At 43.9% G+C, this 19969-nt stretch carries 17 protein-coding genes; 13 read left to right on the plus strand and 4 right to left on the minus strand.

Annotated elements, in window-relative coordinates; genetic code table 11:
* Positions 1-70 precede the first annotated feature (70 nt).
* Positions 71-598 (minus strand): hypothetical protein, encoded by a 528-nt coding sequence (locus tag JMX18_RS03845; protein WP_201584471.1) that lies wholly within the window; start codon positions 596-598, stop codon positions 71-73.
* A 242-nt stretch (positions 599-840) separates the two neighbouring features.
* On the opposite strand from JMX18_RS03845, the gene JMX18_RS03850 reads away from it, so the two are divergent.
* The 4 genes from JMX18_RS03850 to JMX18_RS03865 all read left to right on the plus strand — a co-directional run bounded on the left by JMX18_RS03850 (position 841) and on the right by JMX18_RS03865 (position 4721).
* The gene (locus JMX18_RS03850; protein ID WP_201584474.1) at positions 841-1971 is read left to right on the plus strand and encodes a sulfate ABC transporter substrate-binding protein; all 1131 of its coding nucleotides are present in this window, start codon (positions 841-843) and stop codon (positions 1969-1971) included.
* Positions 1972-2100: 129 nt separating this feature from the next.
* The gene (cysT, locus tag JMX18_RS03855; protein WP_201584477.1) at positions 2101-2997 is read left to right on the plus strand and encodes a sulfate ABC transporter permease subunit CysT; all 897 of its coding nucleotides are present in this window, start codon (positions 2101-2103) and stop codon (positions 2995-2997) included.
* A 1-nt stretch (position 2998) separates the two neighbouring features.
* On the plus strand, positions 2999-3925 hold the full coding sequence (gene cysW / locus JMX18_RS03860) for a sulfate ABC transporter permease subunit CysW (RefSeq protein WP_201584491.1): 927 nt from the start codon (positions 2999-3001) through the stop codon (positions 3923-3925).
* A gap of 73 nt (positions 3926-3998) precedes the next feature.
* Positions 3999-4721 (plus strand): sulfate/molybdate ABC transporter ATP-binding protein, encoded by a 723-nt coding sequence (locus tag JMX18_RS03865; RefSeq protein ID WP_201584494.1) that lies wholly within the window; start codon positions 3999-4001, stop codon positions 4719-4721.
* An 87-nt stretch (positions 4722-4808) separates the two neighbouring features.
* Here the strand turns inward: JMX18_RS03865 and JMX18_RS03870 are convergent, their stop codons facing one another.
* Positions 4809-5132 carry an ArsR/SmtB family transcription factor gene (locus JMX18_RS03870; protein ID WP_201584497.1) on the minus strand — a complete coding sequence of 108 codons (324 nt, stop codon included), beginning with the start codon at positions 5130-5132 and terminating at the stop codon, positions 4809-4811.
* Between the two features lie 309 nt (positions 5133-5441).
* Between JMX18_RS03870 and JMX18_RS03875 the strand changes: the two genes are divergently transcribed.
* The 3 genes from JMX18_RS03875 (at position 5442) to bfr (JMX18_RS03885) (ending at position 6948) form a co-directional block, all read left to right on the plus strand.
* Positions 5442-5633: a (2Fe-2S)-binding protein gene (locus JMX18_RS03875; RefSeq protein WP_201584510.1), complete on the plus strand. Its 192-nt coding sequence runs from the start codon at positions 5442-5444 to the stop codon at positions 5631-5633.
* A 273-nt stretch (positions 5634-5906) separates the two neighbouring features.
* Positions 5907-6395, plus strand: coding sequence for a bacterioferritin (gene bfr / locus JMX18_RS03880; RefSeq protein ID WP_201584526.1), 489 nt, complete (start codon positions 5907-5909; stop codon positions 6393-6395).
* A 73-nt stretch (positions 6396-6468) separates the two neighbouring features.
* Entirely contained in the window at positions 6469-6948 is a 480-nt protein-coding gene (gene bfr / locus JMX18_RS03885) for a bacterioferritin (RefSeq protein ID WP_201584543.1), read from the plus strand.
* Positions 6949-7065: 117 nt separating this feature from the next.
* Here the strand turns inward: bfr (JMX18_RS03885) and JMX18_RS03890 are convergent, their stop codons facing one another.
* Positions 7066-8442 (minus strand): DHA2 family efflux MFS transporter permease subunit, encoded by a 1377-nt coding sequence (locus JMX18_RS03890; RefSeq protein ID WP_201584559.1) that lies wholly within the window; start codon positions 8440-8442, stop codon positions 7066-7068.
* A 315-nt stretch (positions 8443-8757) separates the two neighbouring features.
* On the opposite strand from JMX18_RS03890, the gene yghU reads away from it, so the two are divergent.
* From yghU to JMX18_RS03910, 4 genes are all read left to right on the plus strand, one after another.
* On the plus strand, positions 8758-9612 hold the full coding sequence (yghU, locus tag JMX18_RS03895) for a glutathione-dependent disulfide-bond oxidoreductase (protein WP_201584562.1): 855 nt from the start codon (positions 8758-8760) through the stop codon (positions 9610-9612).
* 396 nt (positions 9613-10008) lie between these two features.
* Entirely contained in the window at positions 10009-11127 is a 1119-nt protein-coding gene (locus JMX18_RS03900; protein ID WP_201584566.1) for a DUF1176 domain-containing protein, read from the plus strand.
* A gap of 551 nt (positions 11128-11678) precedes the next feature.
* Complete coding sequence (locus tag JMX18_RS03905) at positions 11679-13307, plus strand: DEAD/DEAH box helicase (protein WP_201584569.1); 1629 nt, start codon at positions 11679-11681, stop codon at positions 13305-13307.
* A 243-nt stretch (positions 13308-13550) separates the two neighbouring features.
* Entirely contained in the window at positions 13551-14795 is a 1245-nt protein-coding gene (locus JMX18_RS03910; RefSeq protein ID WP_201584572.1) for a DUF819 family protein, read from the plus strand.
* 118 nt (positions 14796-14913) lie between these two features.
* Here the strand turns inward: JMX18_RS03910 and JMX18_RS03915 are convergent, their stop codons facing one another.
* Positions 14914-16029, minus strand: coding sequence for an S-(hydroxymethyl)glutathione dehydrogenase/class III alcohol dehydrogenase (locus JMX18_RS03915; protein ID WP_227674685.1), 1116 nt, complete (start codon positions 16027-16029; stop codon positions 14914-14916).
* A gap of 154 nt (positions 16030-16183) precedes the next feature.
* Here JMX18_RS03915 and JMX18_RS03920 point away from each other — a divergent pair, with 154 nt between their 5' ends.
* Entirely contained in the window at positions 16184-17056 is an 873-nt protein-coding gene (locus JMX18_RS03920; protein WP_201584578.1) for a LysR family transcriptional regulator, read from the plus strand.
* 327 nt (positions 17057-17383) lie between these two features.
* Positions 17384-19945 carry an excinuclease ABC subunit UvrA gene (uvrA, locus tag JMX18_RS03925; protein ID WP_201588208.1) on the plus strand — a complete coding sequence of 854 codons (2562 nt, stop codon included), beginning with the start codon at positions 17384-17386 and terminating at the stop codon, positions 19943-19945.
* Positions 19946-19969: the final 24 nt, after the last annotated feature.

The raw sequence follows: 19969 nt of genomic DNA on the forward strand, positions 1-19969 counted from the left end.
TAAAAAGGTATCAGACTTATTCTCTGATACCTTTTTTATAGCTCTATACTTCAATATTTCATATGTTTTATTAATTAAGCTCTAAGCTTCCCTCAAGCTTTTGATACTCACCAACAATTGAGCCGCCACCGGAGCAAAAACGATTGAACGCATATTTATCTTGGCTATCGATAATCAGTTTATCATCTTTAAATTGAAAAAAAGCCCTGCTGTCATTGATAGTACTGTGAAACACAAATCCATGGGCGTGGTCTTGACCCATTAAGGTGGCGCTGCCATCAAATGTACAAGTAGGCTTTTTTATATCGCTACGGGCACGCACGCTTATATTGATGCCATCTTTATTATTGTCATTGGCTCGCACCATCACGGCTACCCAATCATAACCTTGTTGGCGTTTACTATAGCCTTCAGAGACATAATTACCGATCACGATTTGCACGGCTGGAGAGGATTTTGTTTGCGCCGGTATCGTAGCGCTTACCTTATTAACCGCACTGTTATTTGTACTGTTATTGCTAGCCGTGACGTTATTGCAGCCTATTAAACCCATAACGCTCATTAAGAAAAGAGAAGATAAAGATAGAATTTTGCTCATATAAAAGCCTTTGTAAGTACAAATTAGCGCCATTGTAACTAATAGTGATTAAAAAATAACCACCTTAATTGTATTAGATTAACTAATAAACCTACTTATGCCAAGTTAAATCAATAGGCTCTAAGAGGTTGTGGTATTCATTATTCCATTTTGGCAGAAACATACGCATATTCATCATTAAAGATAATAAGCTAGTGCTGTTAGCATACTTGCATTACATAACGAACACCTTTGAGGTCACTATGACAGTCTATAGCACAAAACCAACTAGCCTTTATAAGAATAAAGCCCTTAGCCATAAAAATAGAGCCCTTAGCGCTTTTAGTATCGCTGGCGTTGCCCTTACTTTGGGACTTACTGGCTGTAGCAATAATGAAACCGCAGAAACCACTATCAATGCAGACGGTAGTGAGTCAACCACGGCAGGTCAAAATATTGAACTGCTCAATGTCTCTTATGATGTGGCACGCGACTTTTATAAAGACTATAACCCGATGTTTGTAGAACAGTACCAAGCTGAGAACCCAGATAGTGAAGTACTCATTAAGCAGTCACATGGCGGTTCAAGTAAACAAGCACTGTCAGTAGCTAATGGCTTACAAGCCGATGTGGCGACTATGAATCAAGGCTCAGATATCGAGCTACTAGAAAAAGAGGGCTTGGTGGATAGTGATTGGGAGCAGCAGTTTCCTGATAATGCCGTACCCTTTACCAGCACCATCGTATTCTTAGTGCGTAAAGACAATCCAAAAAATATCAATGAGTGGGAGGATTTAACCCAGCCAGGTGTTGAGATTGTCATGGCCAATCCAAAAGTTACCGGTAATGGTCGTTATGCATTCTTGGGCGCTTATGGTTACGGTCTACATGCTTTTGACAACGAAGAGGAGCCGGCAAAAGGCTACGTAAGAGACCTGCTAAAAAATGTCAAAGTTTATGAGAATGGTGGACGAGCGGCGACCACAACCTTCGTTCAACGCGGTATTGGCGATGTCCTGATTACCTTTGAGAACGAAGCCAACCTTGCAGCCACTAAGTTTGGCGCCGGTCAAGTAGATATCGTTTATCCTGACTATTCTATCAAGTCAGAAAGCCCAGTGGCGGTGGTAAAGTCGGTCACCGACAAAAAAGGCACGACGGCGGCAGCAAAAGCTTACTTAGATTACCTATGGAGCGAGCCTGCCCAGCAATTGGCTGCTGATCTCTATTTGCGTCCAAGTGTACAAAGTGTACTGGATAAAAATAGCAATAAACTGCCACCAATTGAGACCTTCCGTCCTAACGATGCCTTTGGTTCATGGGATGAGATTATGGGTACTTATTTTAGTGATGGTGGGGTGTTCGATCAGTTGGCCATCAACGCTCCGCAGTAGTCTTTTTAAGTGGTAAAAGTCTACCCTTAGGACATGGCTCAAGCGCGCTATGTCCTTTCTTTTTCTTCAAACGATATAGCGTATAAAGATGCGTACCATCAAGCTAGGCAATAGCAATAGGACATCATTATGAGTGCACAAAATTCTCCTGCCAGCCAGCACGCTGCCAAATCTACTAGCAAACGAAGCTGGCTGCTGCGACTGCGTCAGCGCAATGTGTTGCCGGGATTTGGGCTGAGCATGGGTATCACCGTCTTTAGCTTATCATTATTGGTGGTATTACCGTTTGCAATGATGGCTTATACCACCACTCAGATGGGCTGGTCGGGATTTTGGGAGACCATCTCGCAGCCGCAAGTGACTGCCGCTATCAAGCTAAGTTTAGGAATGGCATTCTTAGCGATGCTGACCAACATGGTGTTTGGCACCTTGGTGGCGTGGGTATTGGTACGCTATGAGTTTTGGGGTAAGTCAATGATTAATGCGTTGGTAGATTTGCCCTTTGCCTTGCCAACGGCGGTAACGGGTATCTCTTTGGCAACCCTTTATGCACCAAACGGCTTGATAGGGCAGTGGTTTGCAAAGCTTGGCGTGCAAGTCGCTTTTACCCCATTAGGCATTTGGCTGGCTTTAGTAGTCGTCAGCTTCCCCTTTATCGTGCGTGCCGTACAGCCAGTATTAGCAGAATTAGCGGTTGAATTTGAAGAAGCGGCGGCAGTATTGGGCGCTAATCGTTTAACCACTTTTCGTAAGGTTATCTTGCCTGAGCTATTACCCGCACTCTTGATGGGCGCTGGCATGATGTTCGCCCGTGCCACCGGCGAGTATGGCTCAGTGATTTTTATCGCTGGAAATATCCCCATGCAGTCTGAGATTCTACCTATTATTATCATCAGTAAGCTGGAGCAGTTCGATATCCAAGGGGCCTCAGCGGTGGCACTATTTATGCTGATGATCTCGTTTGTGATCTTATTAACCATTAACATCGTACAGTGGAAGCTGTCACGCCGCGTAGGAGCACGCTGATATGCAAATAGCTAATAGCTACGACTACCAGAGCAATCCGGCGACCAAAGATTCGCTATGGGTAAGACGTTTTTTTATCACCATCGCTGTGTTATTTATGATAATTATGCTGGTTATTCCGCTGCTAGCCGTGTTCTATGAAGCGCTAAAAAATGGCTGGGAGTTATATATTGCCGCTTTGGTTGAACCTGAAGCGCTGCAAGCCATTAAGCTGACTTTGATTACCGCTGCTATCGTCTTGCCTATTAATATGGTGATGGGGGTTGCTATTGCTTGGCTGGTGACTCGCTATCAGTTTAAAGGTAAACAGTTGGTGACCACCTTACTTGATTTGCCGTTTTCGGTGTCGCCAGTGGTAGCCGGTCTCATGTTTATCTTATTGTTTGGACTCAACTCACCGGTTGGCGGCTGGCTTGAGAGCATGGGATTTCAGATTATCTTTGCGGTACCCGGCATTGTGCTCGCCACGCTATTTGTGACCTTCCCGTTTGTGGCGCGTGAGCTTATTCCGGTGATGCAGACCCAAGGCGATAGTGAAGAGCAGGCGGCACTCACTTTAGGCGCTAGCGGTTGGCAAACCTTTTGGCACATTACATTACCTAATATTAAATGGGCGCTGCTTTATGGTTTGATTTTGACCAATGCGCGCGCTATGGGCGAGTTTGGCGCGGTGAGCGTAGTATCAGGACACATTCGCGGCGAGACTAATACCATGCCGCTATTGGTTGAGATTGCTTATAACGAATATAACTTTACCGCCGCCTTTGCCTTATCTAGCTTACTAGCAGCTTTGGCACTGGTAACGCTATTGGTGCAGCAAGTCATGACCAAGATGCAAGAGCGCAAATTCGTTAAGTCTGAGCGTTTGGCCGCCGCGCCTGAATTGCCAGTTAGTGCTAATAAAGTAGCGCAAGTAGGGGCCGAATAAGCTTTATCAATATTGATACGTCAACATTAATACTGCTTAACAAAATATAGAAGCATCAATAAGAGATCTGAAAATGAGCATTGAAATACGCAACGTAAATAAAACCTTTGGCGACTTTACCGCCTTAGATAATATTAATATCACCGTCCCTACCGGTAAGCTCACGACTTTGCTTGGCCCTTCAGGCTGCGGTAAAACCACTTTATTACGTATTATCGCTGGGCTTGAGTACGCTGATTCGGGACAAATACTGTTCGATGATCTGGACGTGACGCATACGCCGGTACAAAAGCGCCATATTGGCTTTATGTTTCAACATTACGCCCTGTTTCGGCATAAAAATATCGCCGATAATATCGCCTTTGGACTGACCTTATTGCCCAAAAATGAGCGGCCTAGCAAGACTGAGATTAAGCAGCGCGTAGCCGAGCTGTTGGAGTTAGTGCAACTGCCGCAACTGGCCAATGCCTATCCGCATCAGTTATCAGGCGGTCAGCGGCAGCGGATTGCGCTGGCACGGGCGCTGGCGGTAAAACCTAAGTTATTATTGTTAGATGAGCCTTTTGGTGCGCTCGACGCCAAAGTACGTAAAGAGCTGCGCACTTGGCTTAAGAATATCCACCACGAGCTTGGCATTACTAGCATTATGGTGACTCATGACCAAGAAGAGGCACGAGCGGTATCGGATGAGATTGTGGTTATGAATCATGGACAAGTCGAACAAGTAGGCACCTCGGAGGAGCTGATTAACCAACCCGCCAGCGCTTTTGTCAGTGACTTTTTAGATTTGGTCTAGCCAGTAGTCCATCATCTGAGTATAAATAATATCCATAAAAAAAGACTTAAATTATTAGGTCTTTTTTTATGGATATTTAAACTAGCTTTAATGGGCTACGGTCCTGCTATCAGGTTGGTCTTTTAAAGTTTGATAGGTGATATTAAGAATATCTTCACACCATTCTGGCAAATCCTCAGCAACTTCATACCACATCCAAGTACCATCGCGCACACAATCAAGAATTCCTAATTTTTTAAGATGATTAAGATGTCTTGATATTGTCGGCTGGGGTTGATTGAGCATTTCAACCAGTTCGCCAACACAGCGCGACTCTTTTTTAAATAGAATTTGAAATATTCTTAAACGAGTAGGATCAGATAGCACTTTAAATAAGTCCAAAGGCTGCATGGATAGGCTTAAGCTAGACATATTATATCCCTAAGTGAATTGTTAAATAATTGAATAATTTAGCGCAATTAACAGGTGATTGAAAGTTATTTTATTAGTTATCGTCCAATATAAACTATAAATACTCTCAAAACACTCTATTTTTATTAAATTATACTTAATAGTCAGTCTTTGTTTATTAAAACGAAATAATCGACTTTGTAAAAGTTGTTGTAAATGGTAATTATTATCGTTAGTATAAGCAGTATCAAATATAAATATTTAAGTGATTGATAGTTAGGGTAATAAAGCCGTATCAACAAGTAAGAATAGTAGAGTAGGAGCAAGTCTATGTACGTCTGTATCTGTAACAGTGTCAAGGAAAAGCAAATTCAAGCCGCTATTGCTTCTGGTATCGATACCCTTGACGGTCTCAAAGACACTTTAGATGTGGCCACTTGTTGTGGCTGCTGCGAGCCTATGGTCAAGGATTATCTTGATGAGCACCATGCCAAAGTTGATAGCTTAGCTTATGCCGTTTGATAATAAGTTACCCTATATCCAGTATTTTTAGCTAAAATAATTAGAGCTTGTTCCATCATTATGAGCTCTAAATCCTGCCCTATTACTTCCATTCCTAGTTTTTAATGTTACCTTTCAATGCTGCTAAATAATGCTACTAATTAATCCTACTGAGCATACCTAGCTGGCGTGTTATAATGCCTAATCAACAATAAATCCGATAGCCGCTACAGTCGCAGCTTATTTGCTACTACTATAGTGGCTATCGTTATAAAAAATAGGGGAGTGCATATTATGATAGGCAGCCAAAAAGTTATCGATTATCTAAATTTTTTATTGGGCGGGGAGCTGGCGGCTCGCGATCAGTATTTTATCCATTCTGAGATGTATGCAGAATGGCATTATGGCAAGCTCTATGAGCGTATTCATCACGAAATGGATGATGAAACCATGCATGCGCAAGCGATTATTCGTCGTATTATGATGTTAGATGGCACACCTAATATGCAAGTTGACGAGATTAATATCGGTAAGACGGTCCCTGAGATGTTGCAGTTAGATTTAGATTTAGAATATAAAGTACGACAACACTTAAAAGACGGTATTGCTCTTTGTGAACAAGAACAAGATTATGTGACTCGTGAGATGCTGGTTGAACAGCTCAAAGATACCGAAGAGGATCATGCCCACTGGTTAGAACAGCAACTGCGCCTTATTGATATGGTCGGCCTACCTAATTACCTACAAAGTCAGATCGCTGAAGTTCCACCTAACATTGTTTAGTAAAAACGAGGTTTAGTAAAAACGAGCGATAAAGGCTATAAAAGACTAAAAGGTAATAATAAGGAGAATAACCATGAAAGCGAATAAAGATATTATTCGAGCGTTAAATAAAGTATTAGGACAGTCGCTGATTGCGATTAATCAATACTTTTTGCATGCGCGTATTGCACGGCATTGGGGGCTTGAGGCGCTTAATGAGAACTTTTATCAGCAGTCTATTGCTGAGATGAAGTGGTCGGATGACCTAATAGCGCGTATTTTGTTATTAGGTGGCTTACCAAATCTACAAGATTATGGAAAGATGTTTATCGCCGAAGACGTGCCGGAGATGATTGATTGTAACCTGCGTTTAGAGAAGCAAAAGTTTGACATCATTACTGATGCCGTAACTCTATGTGAATCCAATCAAGACTATGTCTCACGCAAATTATTAGTGGGACTCAAAGATGGCAATGAAGAATATGAAGACTGGTTAGAGACTCAGCAAGATCTAATCGAAGCGGTAGGCGTAGAAAGATACATCCAATCACAAATGAATAATGACACGCCTTAATTTTCATTATTAAATCAGCCAAACATGCCAGCATAGCTCTCAGACCAGCATAACATTAAGAAGTGTTATGCTGGTTTTTTATACGGATAACTTTTAATCTTTACATTAGGACATGCTTTAGTACATTCCACGACCATCTTCAGGTTTGAGCCGCAAAAAGTGTAAACCTGAGAGGATCGTTATCCCGCCTAGTATCCAGTAAGTACTCTGAAAAGCCAGCAGCATATCAAGCCCTATGCGTTCGCGTAATAGGTTCAAAACCGCCGCACCAAAGGCAATACCAAAGCTAATAGCCAACTGTTGATTGACCGCCATCAAACTATTGCCACTACTGGTCTCGGTACCCTCCAAATCGCCAATAGTGAGGGTGTTCATCGCACTAAACTGCATAGAATTACAGGCACCCATCACCGTTAAAACAGGGATAAACCACATCCAATGCGAAGGATCATTAAACTGAGCTAAGACGATAATCAAAATACCCAAGAGTCCGGTGTTATAAACCAGAACTTTACGATAGCTAAAACGCTGGATAATCTTACTGACCCAAGGCTTGATTCCTATAGCACCAACAGCAATGGGGGCAAGTAACCAACCCGCCTGTGATGGTGAGTATTCAAACACCACTTGCAGTAGCAAGGGGAGTAGAAATGGCACCGCACTAATACCTAGCCGAGTAAAGAGGTTACCGACGATACCGATGCGAAAGGTGCGAATATTGAATAAGGTTAAGGGAAATAAGGGACCTTGTTTTTTTCTAGCATGCCAAACATAAATGCCTATCAATGTCGCAGAGAGGATACCCAGTAGTAAGCCATACAGTCCACGCCCTGATTGCGAGCCAAATTCGACTGCTAACGTAAATCCGCTGGCAGCGGCTGCAAATAATAAGAATCCTGTCCAGTCTAGACGCTGGGTATCCTCAAATAATGAAGGCACTAGTTTTCTACCCATGATAAAACCAAGCAGTCCCATTGGAATATTGATTAAAAATATCCAGTGCCAGCTGAAATATTGCACAATATAACCACCCAATATAGGGCCTACCAACGGTGCTACCAAAGCAGGAATGACTGCAAAGTTCATGACCGTTAATAGCTTATTACGCGGATAAGACTTGACTAAGATTAAGCGCGCAACTGGGGTCATCATCGCGCCGCCGATCCCTTGCACTACTCGTGAAGCAATCAGCAGATCTAAAGTGGGCGAGGCGGCGCAAAGTAATGAGCCAATAGAAAATATAATAATCGCCGTCAAAAACACCCGCCGAGTGCCATATTTATCTGCCAAAAATCCGCTAATTGGAATAAAGATAGCTAAAGTTAAGGCATAGCTGATCACCGCCCATTGCATTTTAAGGGGTGACTCACCTAGTGCTTGCGCCATTTGGGGTAACGAGGTGTTCAAAATGGTGGCGTCTAAAATCTGCATAAACAGCGCTACCGCCAATATATAAGGTAGGTATTTATCTTGGGTCGGGGTTAGCGTTACCATACGGGACGTCACCATTTCTTTTTTAAACCTGTGGTCATTTGAGTATTGGCTACATAAGCAATACGCTTGCTTTTATTTTTATAAAACTATTAGTATTTTTATAATGCTATGAAAACGTGCGTAGTATAAGAATAACCAGCGGGCAATTAAAGATGTGCATAGTAACTGATTAATAATAGCTGAGTAATAGCGGCTGAATAATGACTAGATTGCTTGCCAGTTAAAAATAACTACATTAATTACATGAGAGGCCTTTTATAGGCGGGCATGGAGTCGTTATAGTAGAGCATCTCTAATAACAACAAAGGAGCTTTTATGAGTAATAATCAGCAATCTACTAATAATAAAGATGCGCAAAATAATAACTATATGCCGCCCAAAGTCTGGACTCAGGATAAAGACAATGGGGGCAAATTTGCTAGTATCAATCGCCCAACGGCAGGGGCTCGCCACGAGCAGGTATTGCCAGTAGGAGAGGCGCCCTTACAATTGTATTCACTAAACACCCCAAATGGCGTCAAGGTAAATATCCTCTTAGAAGAGCTGGCTGAGCTTGGTATTGCCGACGCTGCCTATGATGCTTATGAAATAGATATCTCTGAAGGGAAACAGTTCGGCTCCGGTTTTGTCGCTATTAATCCTAATTCTAAGATTCCTGCTTTGGTGGATCATTCTGCCCATAATGAAAATGGTGAGCCGCTTGCTATCTTTGAATCTGGGGCAATTATGCTATATTTAGCAGAAAAATTCGAGGCTTTCGTTCCTATGAAGCAAGGAGCAGAGCGTGCTGCCTGCTTATCTTGGCTGATGTGGCAGATGGGTAGTGCCCCATTCTTAGGAGGCGGTTTTGGTCACTTTTACGCTTATGCACCCGAGCCTATGGAATATCCAATAAATCGCTATACCATGGAAACCAAACGTCAGCTCGATGTCTTAGATACACATCTACAGGATAATGAATATATGTGCGGTAACGGTAAAGAGCGTTACAACATTGCTGACATGATTATTTGGGCATGGTATGGACAGCTGGCCTTAGGTGAGCTTTATGAAGCTGGAGAATTTTTACAAGTCGATAGCTATAAAAACCTAAAACGCTGGGCTGAACAGATAGCTAAACGTCCAGCAGTTAAGAGGGCAGTGGATTTACCATTAAAACCAATTACTTAAGCTTGTCTGTTTTTATAATCGTCCTAAATACGTATTAGATCAGTAAAGACCAATTCAGTGAATAACTGATTGGTCTTACTTTTAGAAAATTTAACTACAAAAACCGCTAATTTTAGTATACTTTAAAAAAGAAATGACAGTTTTGGGTAGCCAGAACTGTTTTTTTAGCTCATAGTATATTTACATAATGATATATTTGTATAATAATTAGAAACATTAGTGCGCTAAGATGACGATTTTTTAGCAAGCCCATTAAATAAAGATTGATTAATTAAGCCTTTTAGACCAACAGGTAGCCAACATATAGTGTGAGCCAATAGTGAAGGATATAAAACTATAAATAGCAGGACGATGAATGATCAACTGGTATTTAACTAAGATTTTTGAGGAGCAATAATGAAGAATGCTAACTCACCATTTTTATCTTTGGTGCCAACCAACTGGATGGTCCCTGTGTTATTTGCTTTAAGTGCTTTATCTATGAGCTCAATAAATCATGCAGCCACAGATTTTACTAATAAAGACTGGCAAGTGGTGTGTGACAATACGCGTACCTGCCGGCTAGCGGGCTATCAAGCGGAAAATAACAGTGACTTTCCGGTCTCTGTGCTGTTGGTACGCCGAGCGGGTAGCGATGCCGAGGTCATTGGTAAAGTAAAACTCGGCGGCGCTAAAGAAGGGGCGGCAAAGTCCTTAATGCAATTAGGCAATCGTCACCGTATATCTTTATTTATTAATGGTCAGGATTTGGGAGAAACCAAACCATTCTCTAATACCTCAGGCGATGCTGACTTAACCAAAACGCAGGTCAATGCTTTGGTCGAGGCTTTAACAAAATCCAGTAAGATTGAGTTGGTAGTACGTAATTCACGCTGGCGCTTATCTGATAAGGGTGCTACCGCAGTAATGCTCAAAGCTGACGAGGTGCAAGGACGTACGGGTACCCCTAGTGCTTTTGTCAGTGCTAGTGGCACCGTTAAGTCCAATAGCAAAGTATTGCCACCCAGCCCTCCGCCTGCTCTGCGTTTAGTGACGCCTGACCCTAAAGCAAGATCGAATAACAATGCTTCGTTTCGTATGAAGCGTTCAGAATTAGCAGCGATGATGAAGGGCACAATGAAACAGGCTGATGATGATTGTCCTAACTTGAGCAACGACTTACCGTGGCGTATTGTGCGGTTAAATCAGTCAAAGTTATTGGCGCAGCATAATTGTTGGAATGGAGCTTATAACACCGGTGATGGCATGTGGGTGCTTAATGACACTGCGCCTTACGACCCTACTTTAGTGACGGTTAGTGCCACCAGCTATAAAGATGGCAAAATAAGTGCCGTACAAAAAGGCCGCGGTATTGGTGACTGTTTGTCCCAAACAGACTGGGTTTGGAGTGGTAAAAAATTCGTCAAAAGCCATGAAAGTACGACCGGTCTGTGCCGGATGATAGAGTCTGGCGGGGCGTGGCAACTACCTACTTATGTAACAGAAGTAAAGGTGATTAGCGCTAATACTAACTAATCGGCCTTTGAGCTGACTAAGGGTAGCGTATTTTTTGAGAATATTTAAAATATAGATAGGTATAGTTCATCGACTGTGCTATACTGCGTCGCCACGTTAGATAGACTAACGTAGATTATGAGATTGATAACATCGCCTGCGATTTTGGGTCTAGGATGACCATGAGTAATTGTTGCCGATGATTTTGTGTACTTAAATAATGTTTGAATTATCATACTATTATTTATGACTCATACCTTATCTACTAGCCATTAAATTTTTAGTATAGGCTAGATTGATTATTAAAAAGCCCCTATCTACTTTAGAAAAAGTATCGATAAGTCGCTGATAATAGCCAATGATAAGACACTCGGCACTACCACCAAAATACGTCAGACAGCACGTTAGACCTCTTACCAAATTGATTGGCTTTTAGCTTATCAGCTTGCCGTTATCGAAAATTTTCGATAAACGCTCGTGGTGATTATTGAGGCTTTGTGATGAGCGGTTATCAGTGGTAGGCATCAAGCTTGTTGAATTTGCAACGGCTTTATTTACTACCAAGGATACTCATGACTGACATCTTATCTGCAATGCTAGATTCTGAAAACACCTCTACAGCTACTTCTGCTGAAAACATCAATACTGAAACACCGGCTAATGAGATTAGCTTTACCGACCTTAATATTGCCAAGCCGATTTTGACTGCCCTAGAGCGCAGTGGCTACACCAACCCAACGCCTATTCAAGCCCAAGCGATCCCTTTTGCATTAGAAGGTCGTGACCTTTTATTATCGGCGCAAACGGGTAGTGGTAAGACCGCTGCTTTCGTTATTCCGGTACTGGATCGTTTAAGCCGTGCCACTAGTTTCGATAAATTAACCAAAGCGCTAATTTTAACGCCAACTCGTGAGCTTGCTCAGCAGGTCCATGATAGCGTGCGCACTTATTCTAAAGATATGCGCGGCTTATTCTGTGTACCATTAGTGGGCGGAGCGCCTTACAATGGTCAGATCACAGCACTTAGAAAAGGCGTACAAGTTATTGTAGCCACGCCTGGTCGTCTGCTTGATCACATCAAAGCGGGCCGCGTTGATCTATCAAACCTTGAAGTGCTAGTGCTTGACGAAGCGGACCGTATGCTAGACATGGGCTTTGCTGATGATATCAATGATATCTTGAAAGCGGCTCCTACTGAGCGTCAGACTATTATGTGTTCGGCGACTTGGGATGGCCCTGTAGGCAAAATTGCAGCGACCTTTACCAAAAATCCTGAGCGTGTCGCCATCAAGGTAGAGTCGGCTCATATTGACGAAAAAGTATATTACTGTGACGACTTTAATCACAAGAACAAAATCTTAGACAAGATTGTTTGTGATCCTGATATGGAGCAAGTTATCATCTTTGCTGCTACCAAACGCAGTACTGAGAAGCTTGCCAAACAGCTTCAAGAAGATGGCCATAAAGCCAGCTTCCTACACGGCGACTTGCCACAAAGCAAGCGTAATCGTATCGTGCAAGACCTGCGTAACGGTAAATGCAAAATCTTAGTCGCAACTGATGTTGCTGCTCGTGGTTTAGATGTGCCAGCAATCTCACACGTGATTAACTATGATCTGCCGCGCCAAACCGAAGACTATGTGCATCGTATCGGTCGTTGTGGCCGTGCTGGTCGTACTGGTATTGCTATTAGCTTATGCAGCATGGACGATCGCCCACAATTAAACGCCATCAACCGTTATCTTAATCGTAAAATGGAAGTAGAAGTCATTGAAGGTATGGAGCCTAAAAAGACTTATGTTCCTAGCGATGATAAAGGTAAAGGTCGCGGCCGTGGACGCGCTCGCTCGAATGGTGGTGGTCAAGGACGTGGCCGTTCAGGTGGCTATGCTGGCAAGTCTAGTGGTGGTGGTCAAGGCCGTGGTCGCTCAAGTGATAGCGCAGCGACTGGTCAGCGTGCTAGTAACGATAGCGGATATGCCGGTAAGCCGCGCGATTCATCAGGTAAGCCAAAAGATCGCTTCGGCGGCAAACCTTATCAAGGCAAGCGCAGTGGCCCTAGCCGCGGTGACGGCAGTAGCGCTCCACGTGGCGAGCGTGCTGCAACGGGCCGTGGTCGTCCAAGCGGTAGCCAAGGTCGTCCAGCCAATCGTTCAGGCGGTCAAGGTCGCCCAAACGGTAACCGTGGTAAAAACTCATAATAGATTTTTATTTAACTATTAAGTTAAATCTATATAGTTTTAAAATTTATAGATAATTTAAAAAAGCCAGATACTCGTTATCTGGCTTTTTTGTATTTTAACAAAAGCATTGCTAAATATAAAAATTTTATAAAAGTACGGCGACTGATTTAGTTAAAATGTCTGCTTGCAGCTATGTTTAGCCCTGTCTATACTGCAAGGTTTTTAGGCTATCCTCATTTTAATTACCTATGGAGCTACTAGATGCTCGCTATTGCTTACCCCCAAATAGACAGCCTGCCGCTAGCGTTTGGCATTATCATGGCTATTATTGGTCTGGTATTTTATACCCAAGCGCTACCGGGTAAATTTTGGCGACGTTTTTATGCGGTATTGCCAGGTATCGTTCTATGCTGCTTTATACCTGCGACGCTTAATAGTTTAGGGGTCTTTGCTGAAGGGGTGGGTTCGCAGATTTATGGCTTTACCGCTACTTATCTGCTGCCGGCAAGTTTGCTACTGATGACGCTGTCTATGGATGTGCCCAAAATTTTGGGACTGGGCTGGAAAGCGATTGCAATGTTCTTTGCCGCCAGTGTGGCTATTGTTATTAGCGGCCCTATCAGTTTGGGCATGGCTAAATGGGTCTCGCCTGAGATGTTTAGCGATGATACGCTATGGCGCGGCTTTTCGGCGGTAGCGGGTAGCTGGATCGGCGGGGCGGCGAACCAAGCAGCCATGAAGGAGCTGTTTGGGGTCAGCGATGATTTGTTCGGTATGATGATTTTGGTCGATACCACCAATGCTTCACTGTGGTTATTGGCCATTTTGATTTTAGCCAAGCACAGCGACAAGATAGACCGATTATTGAAGGCCGATACTAGCAGTATTGAAAAAGTGGTCGCTGCGGTTGAAAGCTACGAGCGTGATCACGCCCGCCCAGCCACTTTGAATGATTTAATGGTGATGTTTGGGCTATGCTTCGCTATGGTTGGCGTTGCCCATTTTGTTGGTGCTCAAATTGCAGAGGCTTTTGCGCCCTATAGCTGGGCAGTGCAATATAGTTTTGCTAGCTCATTTTTTTGGATGGTGGTGATTATTACTTTAATTGGAGTCATCTTCTCCTTTACCAAAATTCGCCGGCTTGATCATGTAGGCGCTTCCAAAGTCGGTACGGTTTTTATCTTTGTACTGATTGCCGCTATTGGTATGCAGATTAATTTAGCAGGTATCGTTTCGCAGTGGCGTTTACTGCTTATTGGTTTGGTGTGGATGAGCCTTCATATCATTATGATTTTTATCTTTGCTAGAGTTATTCGTGCGCCGTTTTTCTTTTTAGCGGTCGGCTCTAACGCTAATACCGGCGGAGCATCCTCAGCACCTATCGTTGCTACCGCTTTTCATCCTTCATTGGCTCCAGTGGGGGTATTCTTAGGAATATTAGGTTATGCGGTAGGTACTTTTGGGGGTTATATAAGTACTCAGCTCATGCGTTTGGTGGTGGGATAAACTGCTCATTAAATAGATTATTTACGATAATAAAAAAGCAGCATAAATAAGTTTATGCTGCTTTTTTTAAGCTAATGATTTAATTTTTAAAGCGTCTTAACTCTATGATGGTGAAGACTTAGGCTTCAAAATGAATAACCGAGCGAATACTTTCCCCTTTTTCCATCAGCTCAAAGGCTTCGTTGATATCCTCTAATGGCATGGTGTGAGTAATGAAGTCATTCAAAGGAATCTCGCCTGCTAAATAACGCTCAACGTAGCCGGGTAGTTCTGTACGGCCTTTGACCCCGCCAAATGCTGAGCCTTTCCAAACTCGGCCGGTTACCAGCTGGAATGGACGGGTTGAGATCTCTTTACCAGCGCCTGCAACCCCAATAATGACCGACTCGCCCCAACCTTTATGACAGCATTCAAGGGCTGAGCGCATGACATCGACGTTACCGATACATTCAAATGAATAATCCACGCCGCCATCGGTCAGCTCAACGATAACATCCTGAATCGGCTTATCATAATCTTTTGGATTAATACAATCGGTGGCACCCAGCTTTTTGGCCAGATCAAACTTGCTCTCGTTAATATCGATTCCGATAATACGGCTGGCTTTGGCCATTTTTGCGCCGATAATAGCGGACAGTCCGATGCCGCCTAGACCAAAGATAGCGACAGTATCACCTTCTTCAACCTTGGCGGTATTCATGACCGCGCCCATACCGGTAGTAACGCCGCATCCTAATAAGCAGACTTCTTCTAAAGGCGCCTCTTTATTGACTTTAGCTAAAGATATCTCTGGCAAGACGGTGTATTCAGAAAAGGTTGAGCAGCCCATGTAATGATAAATGGGTTCGCCGTCTTTATAAAAACGGGTAGTACCGTCTGGCATGAGGCCTTTACCTTGAGTCTCACGTACTGCAGAGCATAGGTTAGTTTTACCTGAACGGCACATTTTGCAAACGCCGCATTCTGCAGTATATAAAGGGATGACATGGTCGCCGACTGCAACGCTGGTCACGCCTTCGCCAATTTGTTCAACGATACCGCCACCTTCATGACCTAAAATAGCGGGGAAAACCCCTTCTGGATCTTCACCTGACAAAGTATAAGCGTCAGTATGGCAGACGCCGCTGGCAATGATTTTCACCAACACTTCGCCTTTGCGAGGTAGCATGACATCGACTTCTTCTATTGATAGCGGCTCGTTAGGCCCCCAAGCAATGGCGGCCTTAGATTTAATAAATTTATCAGTGGTATTAGGTTGCTTTGACATAGCGATACTTCCTTCTTTTTAATTTTAATGAATTTTAGGTTATGGTGACTATTTTATATTATTTCTATGTTAATGATAATATAGTGAAATCGAAAATATCTTTTACAAGGTAGTAATAATCATGCAGTGGGAAGGGATTAGTGAATTTGTTTATGTTGCCGAGCACGAAAGCTTTACCAAAGCTGCAAAAAAGCTGGGTATCTCCACCGCACAAGTGAGCCGGCAAGTAAGCGCTTTAGAGCAGCGTCTTAATACTAAGCTTCTCTATCGTACCACCCGTAAGGTGTCATTAACAGAGGAGGGGCGAGTGTTTTATGAGCATTGCCGGGTAATATTGGATGATCTTAATGCCGCTGAGCAGGCGCTAAGTAATCTACAATCAAAACCTCAAGGTAAAATAAAACTGACGGCGCCTGTCACTTATGGCGAGCAGCAGTTATTGCCGCTAGTAAACGATTTTATGCTGCAGTATAGCGATATTGAAGTCACGGCTTTTTTGACCAACCAAACCGTTGATTTGATTGAGGGTGGCTATGATTTAGCGATTCGTATTGGCAATCTAAACGACTCGACTATGATGGCTAAAAAACTGAGCAGCCGCACCAGTTTTGTCTGTGCGTCGCCTACTTATTTGGATAAATACGGTACTCCGCAGCGTTTGGCTGATCTTAGGCTGCATAACTGTCTACTTGGGACGCTAGATTATTGGCGATTTAAGACTACTGATAAGGAACAAAAAGTTCAGGCGCGCGGCACAGTGCGCTATAACAGCGGCTATAGCTTAGTGGATGCGGCGTTAAAAGGCTTGGGTATCGTACAGCTCCCTGATTATTATGTGCAAAAACATCTAGAGAGCGGCGCGCTGGTCAGTTTACTGGATAAATACCGAGAACCTGAAGAAGATATCTGGGCTATTTATCCGCACAACCGTCATTTATCATCAAAAATTAGACATCTGCTAGACCATTTAGCGGCCCATTTACCTAAGCAATAATTAGAATACTGCTTGGATTTAATGCCTGCTTATTGAAGTTGTTATAACTATTTAGTGGTAAGCCAGTTGTATATCATCCATTTTATAAAGTTATCCTTTTGTCTCTCTGTGCAAGGATAAGTAAGCCTGCCGCAAGTTTTTATGTAGTCATGTTAGACTCTTTTGCGATACTAAAAATATTCAGCCAAACCTACTTAAAATTATAAATTAAAAACAGATATCCCAAGTATTAATAGGAACCGCTACTTTATGAATAATAATAATTTAATCAATAATGGCTCAGCTATAAGTGATCAAGATAATAATAAGTCAAAACCACGTCACAGTATGAAAAACCGCATTCAAAACCATGCTAAAAATAGTAATGCTCAACATGGCATTCAAGTCAGGGGCGCCCGCGTTCATAACCTAAAGAATATCGACGTTGATTTGCCGCGTGATGCGCTGGTGGTATTTACAGGGATATCAGGCTCAGGAAAGTCATCGCTGGCTTTTGGGACTTTATTTGCCGAGTCGCAGCGGCGCTATTTGGATTCGGTAGCCCCTTATGCGCGCCGCCTGATTGACCAAGTGGAGGAGCCTGATGTCGATGTGATAGAAGGGTTGCCGCCAGCGGTCGCCTTGCAGCAGCAACGAGGGACGCCCTCGGTGCGCTCATCGGTGGCGAGCGTTACTACCATCTCCAATGCGCTACGTATGCTGTATTCGCGGGCAGGGGAGTATCCGGCTGGGCAAGAGATGCTCTATGCTGATGCCTTCTCGCCCAATACGCCAGAGGGCGCTTGTAGGGCGTGCTCAGGTATTGGCCGGGTGTTTGATGTGACTGAAGATTTGATGGTGCCCGACGACACCAAGTCCATTCGCGAGCGCGCTATTGCTTCATGGCCGGGGGCGTGGCAAGGTCAAAATCTAAGCCGGATATTGACCACGCTTGGTTATGATATCGATACCCCTTGGCATAAACTGCCCAAAAAGTCCCGCGACTGGATTTTGTTCACCGATGAGACCCCAACGGTGCCGGTCTATCCTGAATATAATCTTGAGCAAACGCGCCAAGCGCTTGAGCAAGGGGAAAAGCCCAATTATATGGGCACTTATATCAGTGCTAGAAACTTTATTCTAAAGTCATTTACCACCACTCAAAGCTCGCGAGTCAAAAAGCGGGTTTCGCAGTTTATGCAAATCTCTGTATGCCCAGAATGCCATGGCAAAAAGCTCAAAAAGGAATCACTAGCGGTTAAATTTGCCGGTCTCGATATTGGTGAGCTGTCACAATTAACCTTGACAGAACTAGCGACTAAGCTGCAAAGTGCCGCCCATGCCCACTTTAATAGCCCAAACTATGAGCACAATAACTATGAGCAGAACTATGAAAAAACCCCTGAAAAAGCTATCGTAGCGCAGCGTATTACTAGTGATATCTTAGCGCGCGTTGAAGCATTGACCAAACTGGGCTTGGGATATTTATCGCTTGAGCGCACCACGCCGACTTTGTCTCCAGGCGAGCTACAGCGCCTTAGATTAGCCACCCAAATTCGCTCGCAACTGTTCGGGGTGGTTTATGTGCTTGATGAGCCATCGGCGGGTCTGCATCCTGCTGATACGCAAGCCCTGCTCGGTGCCTTGGATGAGCTGATAGCCGCTGGCAATTCAGTCTTTGTGGTTGAGCATGATGTGAGCGTTATCCGCCATGCCGATTGGGTGGTCGATGTCGGGCCCAAGGCTGGCGTGCATGGCGGCGAGATTGTTTATAGTGGGCCTGTAGAAGGTCTGCAAGGTATTAAAGAGTCATCGACAGCGCAATATCTGTTCACTGATAAAAACAGCGAAAACAAACAAGCCCTTAGGCAACCTACTGCTTGGCTTAAGCTTGCTGAGATAGAGCGCAATAATATTCAAGGTTTAGATGCTGAGTTTCCGCTAGGGGTGCTCACTAGCGTTACTGGCGTGTCCGGTTCAGGGAAATCAAGTTTGGTCAGTCAAGCGCTAGTTGAGCTGGTCAATGAAGCATTGGGGAAAGACGTGGTCACCCAAGCACCAACCGATGAAGCGGACTTGCTGGAGCAAGAATTTGAAGCACCAATCGGAGGCTATATTGTCTCTGGCATGGATAAAGTGAGCCGGCTGGTGAATATTAACCAAAAAGCCATTGGCCGTACCCCGCGCTCAAACCTTGCCACTTATACTGGACTCTTTGATTATGTGCGTAAATTATTTGCCGCGACCGAGACGGCAAAAGCGCGCGGTTATGATGCTGGGCGCTTTTCATTTAATACGCCGAAAGGACGTTGTCCAAATTGTGAAGGCTTAGGATTTGTCAGCGTTGAGCTGTTATTTTTGCCCAGTGTTTATGCGCCCTGCCAAGTTTGTCATGGACAGCGCTATAACGATGAGACGCTTGAGGTTACTTATCGAGATAAAAACATTGCTGAGGTGCTGAGTCTAACCGTTGAAAAAGCCTATGAGTTTTTTGCCAATGAAGCGCCTATTTTGCGTGCCTTAGATGCTTTGTTGCAAGTGGGACTTGGCTATCTGCGTTTGGGTCAGCCAGCCACTGAATTATCAGGCGGGGAGGCGCAGCGTATTAAGCTGGCAACCGAGCTACAACGTATCCAGCGCGGCGATACCCTTTATATCCTCGATGAGCCGACTACCGGTCTTCATCCTGCTGATGTTTCTATGCTAATGGCACAATTAAATGGGCTGGTTGATTCTGGTAATACGGTCATTATGGTCGAGCACGATATGCAAGTGGCGAGTAGTAGCGACTGGATTATCGATATGGGGCCGGGAGCCGGGGACGCAGGCGGGCAGATTGTCGCTCAAGGGACGCCAGTTAAAGTAGCGCAGTCAAAGACTAGCCGAACCGCGCCTTTTTTATTGGTTTAAATCTATGAGTTTATCAATAGTAAC

This window comes from Psychrobacter jeotgali (assembly GCF_904846315.1).
GTDB lineage: Bacteria > Pseudomonadota > Gammaproteobacteria > Pseudomonadales > Moraxellaceae > Psychrobacter > Psychrobacter jeotgali.

Coding starts and splice junctions, on each gene's coding strand:
- JMX18_RS03845 (WP_201584471.1), bottom strand. CDS start 598: ATGAGCAAAATTCTATCTTTATCTTCTCTTTTCTTAATGAGCGTTATG.
- JMX18_RS03850 (WP_201584474.1), top strand. CDS start 841: ATGACAGTCTATAGCACAAAACCAACTAGCCTTTATAAGAATAAAGCC.
- cysT (WP_201584477.1), top strand. CDS start 2,101: ATGAGTGCACAAAATTCTCCTGCCAGCCAGCACGCTGCCAAATCTACT.
- cysW (WP_201584491.1), top strand. CDS start 2,999: ATGCAAATAGCTAATAGCTACGACTACCAGAGCAATCCGGCGACCAAA.
- JMX18_RS03865 (WP_201584494.1), top strand. CDS start 3,999: ATGAGCATTGAAATACGCAACGTAAATAAAACCTTTGGCGACTTTACC.
- JMX18_RS03870 (WP_201584497.1), bottom strand. CDS start 5,132: ATGTCTAGCTTAAGCCTATCCATGCAGCCTTTGGACTTATTTAAAGTG.
- JMX18_RS03875 (WP_201584510.1), top strand. CDS start 5,442: ATGTACGTCTGTATCTGTAACAGTGTCAAGGAAAAGCAAATTCAAGCC.
- bfr (WP_201584526.1), top strand. CDS start 5,907: ATGATAGGCAGCCAAAAAGTTATCGATTATCTAAATTTTTTATTGGGC.
- bfr (WP_201584543.1), top strand. CDS start 6,469: ATGAAAGCGAATAAAGATATTATTCGAGCGTTAAATAAAGTATTAGGA.
- JMX18_RS03890 (WP_201584559.1), bottom strand. CDS start 8,442: ATGGTAACGCTAACCCCGACCCAAGATAAATACCTACCTTATATATTG.
- yghU (WP_201584562.1), top strand. CDS start 8,758: ATGAGTAATAATCAGCAATCTACTAATAATAAAGATGCGCAAAATAAT.
- JMX18_RS03900 (WP_201584566.1), top strand. CDS start 10,009: ATGAAGAATGCTAACTCACCATTTTTATCTTTGGTGCCAACCAACTGG.
- JMX18_RS03905 (WP_201584569.1), top strand. CDS start 11,679: ATGACTGACATCTTATCTGCAATGCTAGATTCTGAAAACACCTCTACA.
- JMX18_RS03910 (WP_201584572.1), top strand. CDS start 13,551: ATGCTCGCTATTGCTTACCCCCAAATAGACAGCCTGCCGCTAGCGTTT.
- JMX18_RS03920 (WP_201584578.1), top strand. CDS start 16,184: ATGCAGTGGGAAGGGATTAGTGAATTTGTTTATGTTGCCGAGCACGAA.
- uvrA (WP_201588208.1), top strand. CDS start 17,384: ATGAAAAACCGCATTCAAAACCATGCTAAAAATAGTAATGCTCAACAT.